At 64.9% G+C, this 18,134-nt stretch carries 12 protein-coding genes; 8 read left to right on the top strand and 4 right to left on the bottom strand.

The window, feature by feature from the left end; all coding sequences use genetic code 11:
• Nucleotides 1-109 precede the first annotated feature (109 nt).
• A complete protein-coding gene (gene prlC / locus BDD21_RS12560) occupies nucleotides 110-2,143 on the top strand; it encodes an oligopeptidase A (RefSeq protein WP_120797454.1) in 2,034 nt (677 codons plus the stop codon).
• A gap of 252 nt (nucleotides 2,144-2,395) precedes the next feature.
• The gene (gene ubiD, locus BDD21_RS12555; RefSeq protein WP_120797453.1) at nucleotides 2,396-3,907 is read left to right on the top strand and encodes a 4-hydroxy-3-polyprenylbenzoate decarboxylase; all 1,512 of its coding nucleotides are present in this window, start codon (nucleotides 2,396-2,398) and stop codon (nucleotides 3,905-3,907) included.
• A 69-nt stretch (nucleotides 3,908-3,976) separates the two neighbouring features.
• Here the strand turns inward: ubiD and BDD21_RS12550 are convergent, their stop codons facing one another.
• The 4 genes from BDD21_RS12550 to BDD21_RS12535 all read right to left on the bottom strand — a co-directional run bounded on the left by BDD21_RS12550 (nucleotide 3,977) and on the right by BDD21_RS12535 (nucleotide 6,440).
• Nucleotides 3,977-4,258, bottom strand: coding sequence for an RNA recognition motif domain-containing protein (locus BDD21_RS12550; RefSeq protein ID WP_120797452.1), 282 nt, complete (start codon nucleotides 4,256-4,258; stop codon nucleotides 3,977-3,979).
• 415 nt (nucleotides 4,259-4,673) lie between these two features.
• On the bottom strand, nucleotides 4,674-4,907 hold the full coding sequence (locus tag BDD21_RS12545; RefSeq protein WP_120797451.1) for a glycine zipper family protein: 234 nt from the start codon (nucleotides 4,905-4,907) through the stop codon (nucleotides 4,674-4,676).
• Nucleotides 4,908-4,969: 62 nt separating this feature from the next.
• Nucleotides 4,970-5,380, bottom strand: coding sequence for a Rap1a/Tai family immunity protein (locus BDD21_RS12540; RefSeq protein ID WP_120797450.1), 411 nt, complete (start codon nucleotides 5,378-5,380; stop codon nucleotides 4,970-4,972).
• A 196-nt stretch (nucleotides 5,381-5,576) separates the two neighbouring features.
• Entirely contained in the window at nucleotides 5,577-6,440 is an 864-nt protein-coding gene (locus BDD21_RS12535; RefSeq protein ID WP_120797449.1) for an SDR family oxidoreductase, read from the bottom strand.
• A gap of 250 nt (nucleotides 6,441-6,690) precedes the next feature.
• Here BDD21_RS12535 and BDD21_RS12530 point away from each other — a divergent pair, with 250 nt between their 5' ends.
• The 6 genes from BDD21_RS12530 (at nucleotide 6,691) to BDD21_RS12505 (ending at nucleotide 17,964) form a co-directional block, all read left to right on the top strand.
• Nucleotides 6,691-7,728, top strand: a complete 1,038-nt coding sequence (locus BDD21_RS12530) for a CDP-6-deoxy-delta-3,4-glucoseen reductase (protein ID WP_120797448.1) — start codon at nucleotides 6,691-6,693, stop codon at nucleotides 7,726-7,728.
• A gap of 74 nt (nucleotides 7,729-7,802) precedes the next feature.
• Entirely contained in the window at nucleotides 7,803-8,423 is a 621-nt protein-coding gene (locus BDD21_RS12525; RefSeq protein ID WP_120799901.1) for a hypothetical protein, read from the top strand.
• Between the two features lie 183 nt (nucleotides 8,424-8,606).
• Complete coding sequence (locus BDD21_RS12520) at nucleotides 8,607-10,649, top strand: TonB-dependent receptor plug domain-containing protein (RefSeq protein ID WP_245969568.1); 2,043 nt, start codon at nucleotides 8,607-8,609, stop codon at nucleotides 10,647-10,649.
• A 14-nt stretch (nucleotides 10,650-10,663) separates the two neighbouring features.
• Nucleotides 10,664-11,239 (top strand): hypothetical protein, encoded by a 576-nt coding sequence (locus BDD21_RS12515; RefSeq protein WP_120797446.1) that lies wholly within the window; start codon nucleotides 10,664-10,666, stop codon nucleotides 11,237-11,239.
• Nucleotides 11,240-11,245: 6 nt separating this feature from the next.
• Nucleotides 11,246-12,802, top strand: coding sequence for a GGDEF domain-containing protein (locus BDD21_RS12510; protein WP_245969567.1), 1,557 nt, complete (start codon nucleotides 11,246-11,248; stop codon nucleotides 12,800-12,802).
• Nucleotides 12,799-17,964: a response regulator gene (locus tag BDD21_RS12505; protein ID WP_245969565.1), complete on the top strand. Its 5,166-nt coding sequence runs from the start codon at nucleotides 12,799-12,801 to the stop codon at nucleotides 17,962-17,964. Before BDD21_RS12510 ends, BDD21_RS12505 begins: the two co-directional genes overlap by 4 nt.
• Nucleotides 17,965-18,134 lie beyond the last annotated feature (170 nt).

The following is an 18,134-nucleotide window of genomic DNA, read 5'->3' as shown; positions in this document are numbered from 1 at the left end:
AGGCTCCGCCTGCTGCGAACCGCCGGTGGTCCCGGCGGCTCCCTGCGAGCGGTTGCCGAGCGCCACCCGACTGACCACATTGACCCGCGAACCCGATCAGGCCACACCCATGACGAACCCATTGCTCGAGACCACCGGCCTCCCGGCCTTTTCCCGGATCCGTCCCGAACACGTCGAGCCCGCCATCGACGTCTGTCTCGCCGACTGTCGTGCCGAGATCGAGCGTCTGACCCACGCGGTCCCGGTGCCGACCTGGGAGAACTTCGTCGAGCCGCTGGACGAGATCGACGACCGCCTGAGTCGCGCCTGGTCGCCGGTCGGGCACCTCAACGGCGTGCTCAACAGCGACGAGCTGCGCGCGGCCTACAACGCCTGCCTGCCGAAGCTCAGCGATTACGGCACCGAGGTCGGGCAGAACGAGGATCTCTTCCGCGGCTACCAGGCGGTCGCCGCGCAAGAGCATCTGAACCCGGCACAGCGCAAGCTGTTGGAGAACGCGCTGCGCGACTTTCATCTCTCGGGTGTCGACCTGCCCGCCGAGAAGAAGGCCCGCTACAAAGCCATCAGTCAGGAGCTCTCCCAGCTCACGACCAAGTATTCCGAGAACGTGCTCGACGCCACCAACGCCTGGAGCAAGCTGATCGAGGACGAGGCACAGCTCGCGGGCCTGCCCGAATCCGCGCTTGGGCTGGCCCGGCAGAACGCCGAACAACGGGGCCAGACCGGCTGGCTCTTCACGCTCGACCTGCCCTCCTACATGCCGGTCATGACCTATGCGGACAATCGCGAGCTGCGCTTCGAGCTGTATCAGGCTTACGGCACACGCGCCTCCGAACAGGGGCCGCATGCCGGACAGTGGGACAACAGCGAGATCATGGAGCGCATCCTGGCGCTGCGTCACGAGCTGGCCGGGCTGCTGGGATTTGCAAACTATGCCGAGCGTTCGCTCGCGACCAAGATGGCCCGCTCGCCGGACGACGTGCTCGCCTTCCTGAACGACCTGGCCGACCGCTCGGTCGACCAGGCCCGCAAGGAGCTCGCGGAGCTTACGGCGTTCGCGCGCGAGCAGCACAACGTCGAGACGCTGGAGCCGTGGGACGTCGGCTATTACGCCGAGAAGCTGCGCCTGCACCGCTATCAAATCAGCCAGGAAGAGCTGCGCCCCTACTTCCCGATTTCGCGGGTGCTGTCTGGTCTCTTCGGCGTCGTCGAGCGCCTGTTCGGGGTCAAGATCCAGGAGGCGGAGGCGTTCGACACCTACCACCCGGACGTGCGCTTCTTCGAGATCCGCGACGGCGCATCCGGGGCGCTGCGCGGCCAATTCTATCTCGATCCCTTCGCACGGCAGAACAAGCGCGGCGGGGCCTGGATGGACGTCTGCACCAACCGGATGCACACCAGTCGCTGCGACCAGCTCCCGGTCGCCTACCTGGTGTGCAACTTCACCCCGCCGGTCGGCGGCAAGCCCTCGCTGCTGACCCACAACGAGGTCGAGACACTCTTCCACGAGTTCGGCCACGGCCTGCACCACATGCTGACCAAGGTCGACTATCCCGGTGTCGCCGGGATCAACGGGGTACCGTGGGACGCGGTCGAGCTGCCCAGTCAGTTCATGGAGAACTGGTGCTGGGAGCGCGAATCGCTCGACCTCTTCGCCGCCCATTGGGAGACCGGCGCATCCATCCCGCAGGATCTCTACGAGCGCATGACCGCGGCGAAGAACTTCCAGTCGGCCATGCAGATGGTGCGGCAACTGGAATTCGCGCTGTTTGATTTCCGCCTGCATCTGGAATACGACCCGGCCAAGGGCGGGCGTGTCTACGAGATCATCGAGGAGGTCCGCGACCGGGTCGCCGTCATCCGCCCGCCCGCCTTCAACCGCTTCGCCCACGCCTTCTCGCACATCTTCGCGGGCGGCTACGCGGCGGGCTATTACAGCTACAAATGGGCCGAGGTCCTGTCGGCGGACGCCTTCTCGCTGTTCGAGGAAACCGGTGTTTTCGATGCAGATACCGGCCGATCCTTCCGCGAAAATATCCTTGAGAAGGGCGGATCCGAAGACGCCATGGTGCTCTATGTGCGGTTTCGGGGGCGCGAGCCGAATACGGATGCCTTGCTGCGCCATTCCGGCATCGCGGCTTAAACCGCGTTCGGAGTACGAACACTGGTGTCGGGGCCTGTGGTGATGGCGAGGCCACCATTGCCGATCGGCGCGACGCGGTTTAAGGGATTTAAGAAACGATTCAGTCACCACCTACCGTGGTTGTCCACCGGATCCGATCAGCGATATGGCCGGGTCCGTGAAGCCCCGGGGCACGGGGCACAACGGCCCAAATTCGCAGAACGAGGTTAACCCTATGAAGACCTGTTTTTTTATCCCGGCACGGGATAAAAAATGAAGTACCACGACCTGCGTGATTTTATCGATCAGCTCGAGCAGCGCGGCGAGCTGAAACGCATCCGGGTCGAGGTCGACCCCTATCTCGAGGTGACCGAAATCTGCGACCGGACGCTGCGGGCCGGTGGGCCGGCACTGTTGTTCGAGCGACCGAAGGGGTCGAAGATCCCCTTGCTGGGCAACCTATTCGGGACGACGCGCCGCGTGGCACTCGGCATGGGGGAGGAATCGGTCGAGGCGTTGCGCGAGGTCGGCAAGCTGCTGGCCTTTCTAAAAGAGCCGGATCCGCCGAAGGGGATGAAGGAGGCGTGGCAGTCGCTGCCGATCTTCAAGAAGGTGTTGGACATGGCCCCGAAGGTTCGGCGCAACGCGCCCTGCCAGGAGGTCGAATTCAGCGGGGATCAAGTCGATCTGGGGCGCCTGCCCATTCAACATTGCTGGCCGGGGGACGCCGCGCGGCTGATCACCTGGGGCCTAGTCATCACCAAGGGGCCGGAGAAGGCGCGCCACAACCTCGGCATCTATCGCATGCAGGTGCTCGGGCGCAACCGGGTCATCATGCGCTGGCTCGCCCACCGCGGCGGGGCACTGGACTTTCGCGACTGGCAACGCGCCCATCCCGGCAAGCCATTCCCGGTGACCGTCGCACTCGGGGCCGATCCTGCGACGATTCTCGGCGCGGTCACACCGGTGCCGGACACCTTGTCCGAATACGCCTTCGCCGGCCTGCTGCGCGGCAGCCGCACCGAGTTGGCGGCCTGCAAGGAGTCCGATCTTCAGGTCCCGGCCAGCGCCGAGATCGTGCTCGAAGGCCATATCGACCCGGACGACAGGGCACCGGAAGGGCCTTTCGGCGACCACACGGGGTACTACAACGAGGTCGGCGAGTTTCCGGTCTTCACCATCGAGCGCATCACTCAACGCCGCGAGCCCATCTATCACAGCACCTACACCGGACGCCCCCCCGACGAGCCGGCCATTCTGGGCGTGGCCTTGAACGAGGTCTTCGTGCCCATCCTCCAGAAACAGTTTCCCGAGATCCAGGACTTCTATCTGCCGCCGGAGGGTTGTTCGTATCGCCTGGCGGTCGTCAGCATCAAGAAGCAATATCCGGGGCATGCCAAACGGGTGATGATGGGGGTCTGGTCGTTCTTGCGTCAGTTCATGTATACCAAGTTCGTCATCATCGTGGACGACGACGTCTGTACGCGCGACTGGCAGGATGTGATCTGGGCGATGACGACCCGCATGGATCCGGCGCGCGACACGGTGATGATCGAGAATACGCCGATTGACTATCTGGATTTTGCCTCTCCGGTCTCGGGGCTGGGATCGAAGATCGGCTTCGATGCCACGAACAAGTGGCCGGGGGAGACGACGCGCGAGTGGGGAAGCCCGATCAGGATGGACGAGGCGGTACGCGAACGGGTCGACGTGATCTGGGACAGCCTCGGCATCGGCCCTCGGGTCGGAACGACGGAGGGCGAGGCGGGTAAACGACATCGGTAGGACTCGACGCCGGCGGCGCAACGCGCCCCGACGACGATCCTGTGTCGATCGTAAGGTCGAGCGACGGGGTCAGTAGCGCCCCCCACCCCCACCGCCGCGTGGACGTTCGGCACGCGGACGTGCCTCGTTGACGGTGAGTTTGCGTCCCTTGAAGTCGGTTTCGTTCAGCGCCTTGATGGCCGCATCCGCCTCCGAGTTGTTGGGCATATCGACGAACCCGAAGCCTTTGGACTGACCGGAAAACTTATCCTTGATCACCTCCGCCGCCGCAAGATCACCGAACGCCCCGAAGACTTCCCGCAGGTCGTCGTCGGTCACGCTATAGGTCAGGTTTCCTACGTAGATCCTCATCGCTGTCTCTCATGCTGGTGTGCGTTGGTCGAGCCAAGACTGCCGAGCTGCCAACACACAAGCCGACTCGACAGCGGAAGGGACCCCGAGAAGCGCCGCAACTGATTCCTGATAAAAGCTAGTGGATCGTATGCGAAGCGTCAACTCCATTTCATTGAAAAAAATGTGACGATTCATCGGGCGGAAACCCGGTTCCCGGGGAGGAGCAATCTGAAAGCCAGCCGTTCCGATCGCTGCGGATACGCGCCGAGCCCGCCGCAGAATCCCGCATCGCCCGGGCACCGCCTCCTCGATGGCTTCGGGAGCCCGCTCGAGGCCGCACGCATCCGGTCGGCATCACCCGCTGCACGCGCAGGGGGAGATCGAGAGGACGCCGACCGAGCCGATGAACGGCTCGGTCGATCCAGCGTCCGGATCAGTTGTTGCTGAAGCTGCCGCGCTGATGCTCGTCAACGAGCACCCCGCCCAAGGCACCCACGCCGGCACCGATGAGCGCGCCGCGACCGGCATTGCCGCTGAAGGATCCTATGACGGCGCCGCTGGCTGCGCCCATGCCGGTGCCTGTCGCGACACGGGAGGTGGTCGTGCTCCCGCATCCGCCGAGCAGGACGATGCAGGCGAACGCAGCCGTAACTGTGGTGACTTTCATCGTTGAATCTCCGGGACTTCAATGGCGTCGCGCCGACGGCCGACGCCCGGTCGTTTGAGAATCTATTTCTTGCCTTTGCAAGGATACTTGGCTGCAAGCGCACGCACCACGCCCTTCACGGGTTGCTCGCCCATCAACTCCTTGTTCTCTGCATTCGCCTGCGCCCAAGCAACGAACGCATCGCGGGCATCCTCGATCGTCGCGCCTTGGGGATAACAGATGAGACGTTTCAACCCGTTGCGTGCCGTGACACCGTCGTGATACTGCACGGTCGCCTCGAGAAAGGCACGGCAGGCAAAAGAGGCGATCAGATGCCCGTCCGCATCGGGTGCAAGCGAGCAGATCCGATACAGGTTCTCGGTCGAGTCGTAGTGGAAGTCCGCGTCCTGCGCCGCGCTGGCGGGGGATGCAATCACCGCGGTTGCAAGCAGTGCCGCGAGCATTGCGGGCGCTTGTCGGTAAGAACTCGTCATCGATGGCTCCTTATAGATTGTCGGTTCCGATCATGCCCGGGCTCGAGGTCGAACCGAGCACCGTGCAGTCGAGCGGACCACACGGACGAAGATGTCCGAGCGTCCGCGCGACCGGAATGCACCGCCGCCGTGGCGTGCGCTGCACGGCCGAATCATATCCGCCAACAGCCTTCGAGGATACGCACACGCCGATCGCCTAGAAAAGCCCGCGCAGACCCTCGGCCAGCGACGGGTAACGGAACACGACGCCCAGATCTTCACGCAGTCGATCGTTGCGCAGACGACGCGACTCGCTCAGGTAGGAGAGCATACCCTCGGAGAGGCGATCGGCGGCTTCTTCGAGGCTGATCAAGGGCGGGCTCGGCAACCCGGCCGCGGCGGCCACGTCGAGAAAATAGTCCGTCATGGTGCTCGGATGACCGTCGCAGGCGTTGTAGATCGCACCCGACGGCGCCCGCGCCATCGCCGCGATACAGGCCGTGACCAGGTCATCGACGTGGATCCGGTTGGTGTAGGGCGCATCCTGCGGTCTGACCATGGGTGTACCCGCCCGAATGCGCTCCAAGGGCAATCGGTCGGGACCATAGATCCCTGCCACGCGCAGGATCACCAGATCACGGCCGCTCGCCGAACTCCACCGGCGCAGCGTCTCCTCGGCATCCAGGCGCCGTTGCGAGCGCGCAGCGACGGGGGCGACCGGATGTGTCTCGTCGATCCAGGCACCCGCGCAATCGCCGTAGACGCCCGTCGTGCTGATATAAACAAGGCGCCGCGGATGGCCATAGCGCTCGAAGCCCTCCACGAGATGTCGGGTATGGGGATCTTGAACCCCGTTCCCCGGCGGCGGCGCGAAGTGAAAGACCCGCGCATCGGCAAATCCGAGATCACCGAGATCCTCGGCCGCAAGATCGCAGCGCAAGCCCTTGATGCCGAGCTGCTCCAGCCGAGCCATTCCGGCTTCGGATCGCACGATGCCAGTGACGGCCTCGCCCTGCTCCCGATATTTAAAGGCAAGGCGCGTGCCCACATATCCGCACCCAACGATCATCTGCTCGTTCATTAACCAACCTGCCCCCGATTTGCGAAAGCGACATGAGATGCCTCAGGATTGTTGAATCGCGTCCGCGGTGCAAACCCGCGTTGCACCGGGCCCGCCGACATCGAGAACACCCGAAACGCCGGCGTAGACGCGATTCAAATCATTGAAAAATAATCATTAAACCGCGTCTCCACTGCGGTCGCGGATACAGATAAGGCCCAACGAACCCAAAACCATCGCCTAATCACTCCGGACGCGGTTTAATGATGAGATGAGCTTCAAGATTCGAACCCTCCCCGCGGAACATCGCTTCGATGTCGAGTCGGGCGAAACCATTCTCGCTGCCGCGCTGCGCCAAGGCGTCGGCCTGCCTTACGGGTGTCGCGACGGCAAGTGCGGATCCTGCGCGGTCCATCTGCTCGAAGGCCGGGTCGACTACCCGAGCGGTCAGACCGAAGCGCTCGAAGGCCAGCCCGAAGACACCTGCCTCGCCTGTCAGGCCGTGCCGGCTTCCGACCTGCTGTTGCGCGTGCGCGAGGTCCCGTCGGTCGCACACATCGAGGTCCGCACGCTGCCCTGTCGGGTCTCGCGCAAGGAGCGGCTCAATCACGACGTCATGCGCCTCTTCCTGAGGCTGCCGGAGAACCAACGGCTGCAATTCCTCGCCGGCCAGTATCTGGATTTCATCCTCCGCGACGGTCGTCGGCGCGCCTTCTCGATCGCCAATGCGCCCCACGACGACGCGGAGATCGAGCTGCATGTCCGCCATGTCCCGGGCGGCGAGTTCACCGCCTACGTGTTCGAGCGCATGCCCGAGAAGAGCATCCTTCGCATCCAGGGACCGATGGGGACCTTCGTGCTTCGCGAGGACTCGGATCGCCCGATCATCTTGATGGGCGGAGGCACCGGTTTCGCGCCGCTGAAAGGGATGATCGAGCATGCGATCCATATCGGGCTCGACCGCCCGATCGCGCTCTACTGGGGCGTGCGTGCGCAGCGCGACCTCTACCTGACCGACCTGCCGGCAACCTGGGCGCAACAACTGCCGTCCTTCCGCTTCGTCCCCGTGCTCTCGGAGCCGGATCCGCACTGGCAGGGACGCACCGGATTCGTTCACATGGCCGTCCTCGAGGATCACCCGGACCCGAGCGGATTCGACCTCTACATGAGCGGACCGCCGGTCATGGTCGAGGCCGGGCGTGTCGCTTTCGAGGCCGCCGGGCTCGACCGAGATCGCATGTTTTCGGACGCCTTCGAGTACGCCTCCGACACCAAGTCGGTCAAGGCGCAGAACGGCGGAACGACCTGAGCTTGTCCTGCCGCCCCAAGCGGGGCACACTCCCGCGCCCGACGGACTTTTTCGCGATCTCGGAGCGACCGCTTATGCGCCCAATTCGGCTTGCCGTGGCGTTCGGCCTTGCCGTCCTGACAACGCTCGGCTGTGCGCCGGGTCCCTTGAGCACGACCTGGATCGCGCCCGGGGCACCCCCGACCCCCTATCGCGACCTGATCGTCTTCGGCGTTTCCACCAACCCGATCGTGCGCCGCGCCTACGAGGACAATTTCGTCGAAGCGTTGAAAGGCGTCGGCGTCCAAGCGCGTGCCGCACATACCCTGCTCTCCGACCGCGATGTCGGCCGGGCTCGGGCGGTGCAGGAGGCGGTCGGACGCTCCGGGGCCGACGGGGTCATCGTCACCTACCTCGCGGGCGAGAACCCGGATGCTCCCCCGAGCGGTGGACGCACCCATGTGGTTCCAAGCCTTTACGGGCGACTCTACCCGTATTATGGTCACATACTGAGCGAGGTCACCGCACCCGGATATTACGCCGGTTATCGCGCGCTTCGGCTCGAAACCAATCTCTACGACGCCGGACGCGCAACGCTGGTCTGGTCGGGCCGCTCAGACACCCTGGATCCGAGCTCCGAGCAGACCATGATCAGCGAGGTCATCGCCGCCGTGATCGGTAAGCTCAAGGCGGACGGTTTTCTGCCGACATCCTAGGGACGGTTATTCGCGGACATCCCGGGTCTCTGAAACCGCCCCGGTCGAGCTGCTCTCCCACGGTCGCGCAAGACCTGAAGCCGGAGCAGGGATGCCTGCACCTTGAGTCATCTCTCGATGTCGAACGGGGCGATTGCATCATCGGGATGCCGCTAGCAACAGGGGCTCGGAGGCCTGGCTGTGTTGCCGTCAAGTACACTGAAAAGCCCCCTCGTGCTGCGCGGACTCGCCGTGTGGACGCTGATCTCGATCCTGGCCGCGGGCGAAGCGGTCGGCACGCAGCCCTCGTCGGACTCCGACGATGCGCCGCTCGGCGACCTGCTGAGTCTCCTCGACCAAGAGACCGAACTGGCGACCCGCAGCGGGATGAACGCAGACTTCGTCCCCGGCATGGCCACGATCCTGTCCGGCACCGACATGCTCGCCCGCGGAGCGCGCACGGTCTGGGAGGCGCTCTCGCTGGTCCCCGGCATCAGCCAAGGGCTCGAGATGACGGGCGAGCGCCAGGTCCTCAGCCGCGGTGTCGGTTTCGGCTATGCCTCGGGGAACATCAAGTTCCTGCTCGACGGCGTGTCGATGAACTCGACACTGTTCGCCACCGCAAACCCGGTCCTGAATATCCCCATCGAGCAGATCGAGCGCATCGAGGTCATCCGCGGACCCGGCTCCTCGGTGCACGGAGAGTATGCCTTCGCCGGCGTGGTGAACGTCATCACCCGGCAAGGCGACCGCACCCTCTACGCCAGGGCCGACGAGCGCGCTGCTGCCGGCGGAGGCGGCATCTGGCACTGGAGCGACCCGCAGCGCGATCTGACCGCCTCGATCAATCTGACCGGACTTGCGGGCAACGGCGGCGTACCCGTCTCAGAGGATGCGCTCTTCGCGATCGGCGGGGCCGAGATCTCCAACGCTCCCGGCCCGTCGAACGAAGCGAGCCGCTATCTCGGGGCCTTCGCCGATCTGCGCTGGCGCAACACCTTCGTCGCGATCAAGATCCTGGACGACGACTACGGCGATCATTTCGGGATCAATCACTTCCTTCCGCCATCCGACGACCGGCTCGTCTCCGAGCAGCGCTATGTCTCGGCTCAAATCGGCCAAGACCTGGTGCTGTCGGATGCGTTGGATGCGCGCATTCGGTTCGAGTCGCTCCAATACGAGCGCAAGCGCGAGCATCTCTATGTCTTCCCGCCGAGTTACTTCGACACGCAACCCGTCTACCTGGATCAGGACTACCGCGAGACACGCTACCTCGGGGCCGCGGATCTGCACTGGCGCGGTTGGGATCGGCATCTCGTCCTGCTGGGATTGGAGGCGAGTCAGGTGCAGGTCGATCGCGCGAGCTGGAGCTGGAAGAACCTGCCGTTCGAGGTCCCGGAGAGCTGGCTGGATACAGGACTCGACCGACGGATCCTCAGCCTGATCGCCCAAGACGAGATCCGCGCGAGCGAGCGCGTCACGGTCACGGCCGCCCTGCGCCTGGACGACTACAGCGACCTCGGCGCCTTCCTGACCCCGCGCCTGGCCGCGGTCTGGCGCATCGACGCGGCCAATATCCTCAAGCTCCAATACGCCCAAGCGTTTCGACCGCCGACCTTCTACGAGCGAGAGTATCCGGGCCGGGAATCCATCGGCGCAGGGGAGATCGCCACCTACGAGCTGGGCTACATCCTCAAACAACCCCGCTGGGAAGGACGCCTGATCCTGTTTCAATCCGACCTCGCCGATCCAATCGTCTTCGGGGATGACGACGACGGGTTCATCAACAACGCCGATGCACGTCTGCGCGGTGTCGAGCTGGAATACGAGGTCCGCCTCGGACCCCGCGTGAAGATCGATGCAAATCTCTCCTACGTGGATACGGTCTCGCGCGACACCGACCGGCCGCTGCCCGGCGGCACCGATACGTTGGCCAATCTAGCCGTCCTTTGGCGCCCGCTCGATCCCTGGACCGCCGCATTGCAGCTGCGCTACGTCGGCGATCGAAGCCGACCCGAATCCGATCCGCGCGCTTCGGTCTCGGGCTACGCCATGGCGGATCTGACCTTGAGCTATCAGCGCACCGGACCGGGCGTCTTCGCCTATCTCGGGGTCAAGAATCTGACCGACGAAGATGTACGTTATCCCGACCTGCCGACCGGCTTCGGCGGGGTGGATCTGACCTATCCAGACGGCTATCCACGTCCGGGGCGACGCTGGTGGTTGTCCGTCGGATACCGTTTTTGACAGGGGCCGACACCATGCAGCCAAGTGCAGGAGTCAGCCGCCGGTGTCTTGTCGTTGCGCTCCTGCTGTGTGTCGGGCTCGTGGCGACACGCGCATGGACCCAATCGCTGTGGCAGGAAGAGGAGCAGCGGTTTCGCGTCGGGCTCAAGCTCTTCCCCGCCGTTCTCGGCGCCGTCGAGGACCTCGAGGACAAACGCGCGACGAGCGGGAAGCTCGAGATCCGCGTCGTCTACGAGGGGTCCGACGCCGCCGCCCGAGAGGCCGCTTCGGCGCTCAGCGGCATGGGCCGGATCCGCGAGCTCCCCTTGAATGTGCAGACCGTGAGCGCAAAGGAGCTGGACGCGGAGGATTCACTGATCGCCGGAATCTTCGTGGCCGGCGTGAACGTCGGGGGCAAGCGGCTGAGCCTCTGGTCGGAGCGTCATCGCGCCCTGGTCTTCTCGCCCTTCGCGGGCGACGTGGAGGCCGGCGCCGTGGCGGGAATCCATGTCGCAGACCGCATCCTGCCCTTCGTCAACCTGCCCCGGGCGCAGCGCGCCGAGGTCCGATTCAAGCCGTTTTTTCTCAAGGTCGCACGCCGCTATGAGTGAACCGGCATGAACGACAGGGCCTTGGCCATGAGTCGTCGGTTCTCCCTGACGCTCGAGCGCAACCTCGCCGTGATCTTTGCGCTGCTCGGGATCCTGCTCACGGCGCTGATCGCGCTGCACTGGGTCATCGTCATCGAGCCGACCCTACGCGCCGACGCCGAGAGTCGCTCGCGCGCGTTCGCCCAGGCTCAGAGCAGCGGGATCGAGTCGGTGCTGCGCAACACCGACCGGCCGGACCAACTCGCCAACGAGATCCGCACCGAGCTCGACGCCGTGCTGCTGCTCAAGGACGAGTCGACCGAAACGCCTTTTGTCCGACGGATCACCCTGGTCCTCGACGAGGATCTGCTCGCGCTTGCAGCCGAGAGCCTCGACCTGGCGCGGGGAGTCGAGCAGTGTTCGGATTGCTTCGTCACACAGGTGCCGCTTTACGATCCGGACGGTCACCTGCTGGTCGGCATCGCCACCTTCTACTCCAGTCCGCAGTTCCTGAACGATCTGGTGCGCAGCGTGCGCGGCAAGCTCCTGTGGGTCGGCGGCGCCATGCTCCTCGTCATCGCTCTTGCCTGGTTCGGGGCCAGCCGGGTCTTGCGCAGGCTCGGCGAGAGCGAATCCAACCTGCGCACCCTGTTCGAGGCCGCGCCCTTCCCGATGATCTTGGCCGAGCGTGGTCTCGCGGGGGTCGTTCAAGCCAATCAGGCGGCCAAGACCTATCTCGCGCTGGAGCCCGACACCACCGGGCGGTTGAACAGCGCAGCCTGGGAGGCACTGGCCGCCGACGGGCTCCCCGCCGGGATCGGCGAGCAGCGCGAAACCCAGATCTTGACCCGTGCCCGAAATCGACGCTGGGCCGTGGTCTCGGCCATGCCGATTCGATTCTCGGGTGTTTCGAGCCGACTCATCTCCTTGGTCGACATCTCGGAGCTCAAGGCGACCCAGGACAATCTGCGTCAGGCATCCTTGACGGATGGACTGACCGGTGCCTACAACCGACGCCACCTTATGCAAAGGCTCGCGGAGGAGATCGAGCGCGCCAAACGTTACCTCGATGATCTCTCGGTCATCCTGCTCGACCTGGACAGCTTCAAGATGATCAACGACACCTTCGGGCATCGGGCCGGCGACGAGGTCTTGGTCAAGGTCGCCGCGACCTTGCGCGCCTGCACGCGCGATGTCGACGTGAGCGGCCGTTACGGAGGTGAGGAGTTCCTCGTGATCCTGCCGCATACGTCCGCCGCCGCGGCGATGGAGATCGCCGAGCGCATTCGCATCGCCGTGAAGACACTGACCTGGAGCCATCCCGGACTTCGGGTCACCGTCAGCGGCGGCGTATGCGAATATGCAGGGCTGGATGTCGACAGCCTTGTCGAGATTGCCGATCAACGGCTTTATCGGGCCAAAGAGGGGGTAGGGATCGTGTGGTGGGTGCATCCTGACCGGCAAGGCATGACGCAGTGGACACTGGAGTGCACGCCGGATCCTCGCGCGTGCGCTCGGCGCTCGGCGATCGACGTAGCGACACCGCACCGGTCCATGACCCGCATCGGAACGAGACCCTCTTGACCCGCACAGCGCTCCGCCAAGTGATCGCCGCCCCGGACTCGGGCGCGTGGCGCCCGTTCGTGCGCGCGGCCATCGCGCTGGCCGTGCTGGTGCTGATCGGCGGATCGCTGGGGGCCTGGTGGTCGGTCGAGCTGGCGGATCGCGAGATGAAGGACAGGCTGCTGTTGGAGACGCGGCTCTTGGCGCAATCGCTGAACGTCGAGCGCATCGGCGTTCTTGTGGGCGACCTCTCGGACCTGGAAAAACCCGAATATCAGCGACTCAAGAGCCAGCTTGCCACCGTGGCGAAAACCGATCCGCGCTACCGGTTCGTCTATCTGATGGGGCGACGTGCGGATGGGCAGTTGTTCATCTTCGTCGACAACGAGCCACCCGATTCCGAGGATTTCTCGCCGCCCGGCGATCTCTACGACGAGGCATCGGCGGGCGAGCGGCGTATCTTCGCCACCGGCGACGAGCATGTCGAAGGACCGCTCGTCGACCGTTGGGGAACCTGGGTCTCGGCACAGGTCCCGATCTTCGAGCCGAGCAAGGCCGTCCAAGGCAACGCGCTCCCGGCCGAGGCCCGCGCGCTGGTGCAAAACGCTGCGGCTTATGCCGAGGTGCATGGCCGGGAGGCCCTACTCGAGGCATTGCGCGAGCCGAACGGCGCCTTCCATCGGGGCGATCTCTACGCCTTTGCCTACGACCTCGACATGACCTTCCTGGCCCACCCGGTCAGGCCCGAGCTGGTGGGACAAAATTGGATCGACAGACCGGACCGTGCCGGCGGCACGCTGTTCCGCCATGAGATTCAACGCATTGCCCTATCGAGCGGGAGTGGTTGGGTGGCCTACGAATACGAGAACCCGATCAACCAGCGCATCGAGCCCAAGATGACCTTCGTCCAGCGCGTCGGCGACATCATCGTCTGTGCCGGAGCCTATCGCGTCCAAGGTGACGTCGTCGCCGTGCTCGGTATCGACGTGGAGGCCCACACCTGGAGGATCGATCTCGCGAGGGCCGCCGCGCCGATACTCGTCCTGGCGCTCGTACTGCTCCTGATCATCCTCACGGGCACGGCGTTGCTGATCAGACGCGCCCGCCTCGAGGCAAATGCCGCGCAAGGGTTACGCCATCTGGAGGCGGCGCTGGTCTTGGCCTTGGGTCTTGCCTTGACCCTTTTTGCCGCATGGACAGGCCATCAGCGCGAGGGCCATGCCCGCGACTGGTCATTCGCCCAATTGGCGAGCGCGCGCACCGAGGCGATCGCCGGAACCTTGCGCAAACTGCGCGATACCGAGTTCGAAGGGCTGGCGAGCTTCGTCGAAATCTCGGCGGAGATGACCGCAGACGACTTCGATCGCTATACGCGCCATCTCACGCGCGATCCGGCCGTACGTGCATGGGCTTGGGCACCGAGGGTGCGCGCGACGGATCGGGACGACTTCGGCGCACGGGCCGAGGCCGCCGGAATCGAGAACGCGCGGATGTGGCAGGAGGACGCACAGGGAACGCGCGTCGCCGTGACGGAGCGTGCGCATCACTATCCGGTTCTCTTTGCGGCACCGTCCACGAGAGCCAACATACAGGCGTTGGGCTTCGACCTTGCCTCGGATCCACCGCGCCGTGGCGCCATCGAAGAGGCGACGCGCGCTCGCCTGCCCACCGCGACCGAGCCCATCACCTTCGTGCTCGAGCCGGGGAGTCCGAAGGGTATCCGTGTCTTTCAACCGGTCTTCGGCGACACGGGCGATGTACGGGGTATCGTCGCCGCCGCGCTGCGCATGGATACCCTCTTGCTGGGGGAAGGGCCGGACAAGGCCGCGCGCCTGCAGATCGCTTACCTGCACCGCTCCGGAGTCTTCGAGCCGCTCGCATCCAATTGGACTCCGAACGGCGAGCCGCCCGCTGGCCCGTCGCTGACCCGCCTCATTCCGATCTTCGGCGAGGTCTTCGCGGTGACGGCCTACGCAGGGCCGGAGTTCCTGAGCAGGCATCCCGTGCGGGCAGGATGGATCACGGCACTGACGGGGCTCGCCCTGACCGCCGCATTCGTGCTCGCGGCCACGCTGCTGGCGCGTCGCCATGCCGGTTTGGTCGGTCTGGTCAACACGCGCACAGAGGAGCTCAACCGGTTCTTCACGACGGGACTCGACATGTTCTGCATCGTGAACGCCGAGGGCGTCTTCTTGCGCGTGAACCCGGAATGGGAGCGGACCCTCGGCTACCCCCCCGAGGAATTGGAAGGGCAGCCTTTTCTCGATTTCGTGCATCCACAGGATCGCGACGCAACGCTCGCGGCGACCCGGCGCCTCGACGCACAGGGCGCGATCCTGGATTTCGAGAACCGCTACCGGCGCCGCGACGGCGTCTACCGCTGGATCGAGTGGCGCTCCTTCCCCAGCGGAGAGCTGATCTACGCCGCTGCACGCGACGTGACCGAGCGCAAGCAAGCGCAGGCCGAGTCCGCGCGACGATTGGCACTGGAAAGTGCCGCGGCGGCGATCTCCGCCCGTTTCGCGCGGACCCGCCCGGATAATTTCGACGCCATCCTCGATCGGACCCTCGAAAGGCTAGGCGAGCTCCTCGAGGTCGAGCGGGCCTACCTGTTCCGTCTGTCGCAGGACGGCTCTCGGATGACCAACACCCACGAGTGGTGTGCCCCGGGCATTGCCTCTCAGTCGGGGCGTGCGCCGGACCAACCGGTCGACGGGATGCCTTGGTTGAAGGCCCGGATGGCCACCGGCGAGCCGGTGCTGATCACCGAGGTGGAGGACCTTCCGGACGAGGCGGCCCCTGAAAAAGCGGAATTTCTGGCCCAAGGCATCCGGTCGCTGCTCTGCCTGCCGATGGTCGAGAACGGCGGGAGACTTAGCGGCTTCGTCGGCTTCGACGCCCTTCACCCCGGACATGCATGGGCGGACAGCGACCTCGGTCTGTTGCAGCTTCTCGTGCAGGTCATCGGCAGCACCGTCAAGCGCCTGGACACCTTCGCCCGCCTCCAGGACAGCGAAAAGGCGCTGCAGAGAGAGACCCGCTTACAGGATCTCTTGATGGAGATCTCGGCGACCTATATCAGCCTCCCGCTGGACCGAGTCGATTCGGTCATCAAGACCTCGCTGGGGCATCTGGGCGATTTTGTCGGTGCGGATCGGGCCTATCTCTTCGACTACGATGTCGAACGGCACATCGCCATCAACACCCACGAATGGTGCGCGCAAGGGATCGAGGCGCAGATCGACACACTGCAGGCCCTTCCGACCGGCATGATCGCCGATTGGGTTACGACCCATCGGGCGGGAGGCACCGTCTACGTCCCCGATGTGCGCGCGCTTGCGCCCGAGAGCAGTGTCAGACAGGTGCTTGAGCCCCAAGGGATCAAGAGCGCGATCGCGGTTCCGATGATGGACGGGCCGCGCTGTCGAGGGTTCGTCGGTTTCGACTCGGTGCGCAGACACCATCGCTATTCCGAGGCCGAGCAGCGCCTGCTGACGGTGTTCGCGCAGATGCTCGTGAACGTTCAGAAACGACGCGAAACGGAAGCCTCGCTGCGACTCAGCCGCGAGCAAGCGGAGGCCGCGAGCCGGTCCAAGAGCGAGTTCCTGGCGAACATGAGCCACGAGATCCGCACGCCCATGAACGCCGTGATCGGCCTGAGCCAGATCCTGTTGGGAACCGAGCTGAACGATGAGCAGCGCGACTATCTGGGCAAGATTTTCAGCTCCTCGCGCCTGCTGCTCGGGATCATCAACGACATCCTGGATTACTCCAAGATCGAAGCGGGCAAGCTGGAGCTGGAGTCCCGTCCGTTTCGATTGGACCAACTCCTCGAGCAGATGGCCACACTCTTCGGCTCGGCGGCCGGACAGAAGGGCCTTGAGCTTATCTTCCGCGTGTCGCCCGAAGCGCCTCGGACACTGCTCGGCGATACGCTGCGCCTGGGCCAGGTGTTGACCAACCTGCTCGCCAATGCGCTGAAGTTCACCGAGGAGGGGACGGTCGAGGTGCGGATCACCCGACTGGGCGGAGATACCGATCAGGTTCGGCTGCGCTTCGAGGTGTCGGACACCGGGATCGGAATGGACGCAGGACAGGTCGATCGCCTGTTCCAGGCTTTCTCCCAAGCTGATAGCTCCACGACACGCAAGTACGGCGGTACCGGCCTTGGACTGGTGATCAGCCGCAAACTGGTCGAACGCATGGGCGGCGACCTGGCGGTCGCCTCATCGCCCGGGGAGGGCAGTGTCTTTTCATTCGATCTGCTTCTGCCGGTTTCGCGCGAGGACACCGGACCCGGCAATACCCGAGCGATCAGCGGCGCCCGAGTCCTGGTCGTCGACGACCACAGCGTCGCCAGAACCGTGCTCCGTGAGATCCTGGAAAGTTGGCGATGCCGCGTCGAGGAGGCCGCGAGCGGTGCCGCGGCGGTGCGGGCCGTCATCGAGGCCGAACGGGCCGGCATGGCCTTCGATTTCATCCTCATGGACTGGAAGATGCCTGGTGAGATCGACGGGCTGGAGGCCGTCCGTCAGCTCTTCCGATTACGCAAGGAGGGCGTCCTGACCGGTGCCGAGGCGCCGGCAATCATCGTCAGCGGCTACAACCGCGACGACCTGCCGAAAGACCGCCCGGGGCTCAACGGTTTCCTGGGCAAACCGGTCACCGCCTCGACCCTGCTCGACACCCTGCTCGAAGCGCGTGGCGGAGAGCCGCACCCCGGCAAGCCTGCGCGACCGGCCCGGCCTGCGACGCCCTCGTTTGCCGGTGCAGCGATCCTGCTGGTGGAAGACAATGCGTTGAACCAGGAGGTCGCAAAACGGATGCTTCAGCGCACCGGCGCCGTCGTGACCCTGGCCGAAAACGGTGTCGAGGCCGTCGAGCTGGCGACATCGCAGGACTTCGACCTCGTCCTTATGGATCTGCAGATGCCGATCATGGACGGCTTCGAGGCCACCCGGCGGATTCGTCTCGAACGCCCGGATCTGCCGATCATTGCACTTTCGGCGGCCGTCATGGAGATCGATCGCAACGACGCCAGAGAGGCCGGCATGAACGGACACCTCGCCAAGCCGATCGACACCGTCGAGCTCTACCGGACCCTCGCACTCTGGCTGACCTGCCATGACGACGCCGAGCCGAAGGGGAGCGCTGCGGGGACGACCGACACGCCATCCGACTGACCGCAGGCGGGGGCTGTCGGCCGGCGGGGGCCGGTTCCGGGGAAGGGTTCAACACGAAAACACGCAGAGGTCGCGAATACCTTTGCGGTTATCGTTCTCGATGACGATTACGACAACGAGAATTCTGCGAGGGGCTTGCTCAAGACCGACGGCATCAGGGATTCGATGCC

This window comes from Thiocapsa rosea, from assembly GCF_003634315.1.
GTDB classification, from domain to species: domain Bacteria; phylum Pseudomonadota; class Gammaproteobacteria; order Chromatiales; family Chromatiaceae; genus Thiocapsa; species Thiocapsa rosea.
Note: the sequence above shows the minus strand (reverse complement) of the source record. Positions and strands in the feature narration are given on the sequence as shown.

Bases quoted from the DNA above. Each gene is read 5' to 3' on its own strand.
- prlC (WP_120797454.1), top strand. From the start codon at position 110: ATGACGAACCCATTGCTCGAGACCACCGGCCTCCCGGCCTTTTCCCGG.
- ubiD (WP_120797453.1), top strand. From the start codon at position 2,396: ATGAAGTACCACGACCTGCGTGATTTTATCGATCAGCTCGAGCAGCGC.
- BDD21_RS12550 (WP_120797452.1), bottom strand. From the start codon at position 4,258: ATGAGGATCTACGTAGGAAACCTGACCTATAGCGTGACCGACGACGAC.
- BDD21_RS12545 (WP_120797451.1), bottom strand. From the start codon at position 4,907: ATGAAAGTCACCACAGTTACGGCTGCGTTCGCCTGCATCGTCCTGCTC.
- BDD21_RS12540 (WP_120797450.1), bottom strand. From the start codon at position 5,380: ATGACGAGTTCTTACCGACAAGCGCCCGCAATGCTCGCGGCACTGCTT.
- BDD21_RS12535 (WP_120797449.1), bottom strand. From the start codon at position 6,440: ATGAACGAGCAGATGATCGTTGGGTGCGGATATGTGGGCACGCGCCTT.
- BDD21_RS12530 (WP_120797448.1), top strand. From the start codon at position 6,691: ATGAGCTTCAAGATTCGAACCCTCCCCGCGGAACATCGCTTCGATGTC.
- BDD21_RS12525 (WP_120799901.1), top strand. From the start codon at position 7,803: ATGCGCCCAATTCGGCTTGCCGTGGCGTTCGGCCTTGCCGTCCTGACA.
- BDD21_RS12515 (WP_120797446.1), top strand. From the start codon at position 10,664: ATGCAGCCAAGTGCAGGAGTCAGCCGCCGGTGTCTTGTCGTTGCGCTC.
- BDD21_RS12510 (WP_245969567.1), top strand. From the start codon at position 11,246: ATGAACGACAGGGCCTTGGCCATGAGTCGTCGGTTCTCCCTGACGCTC.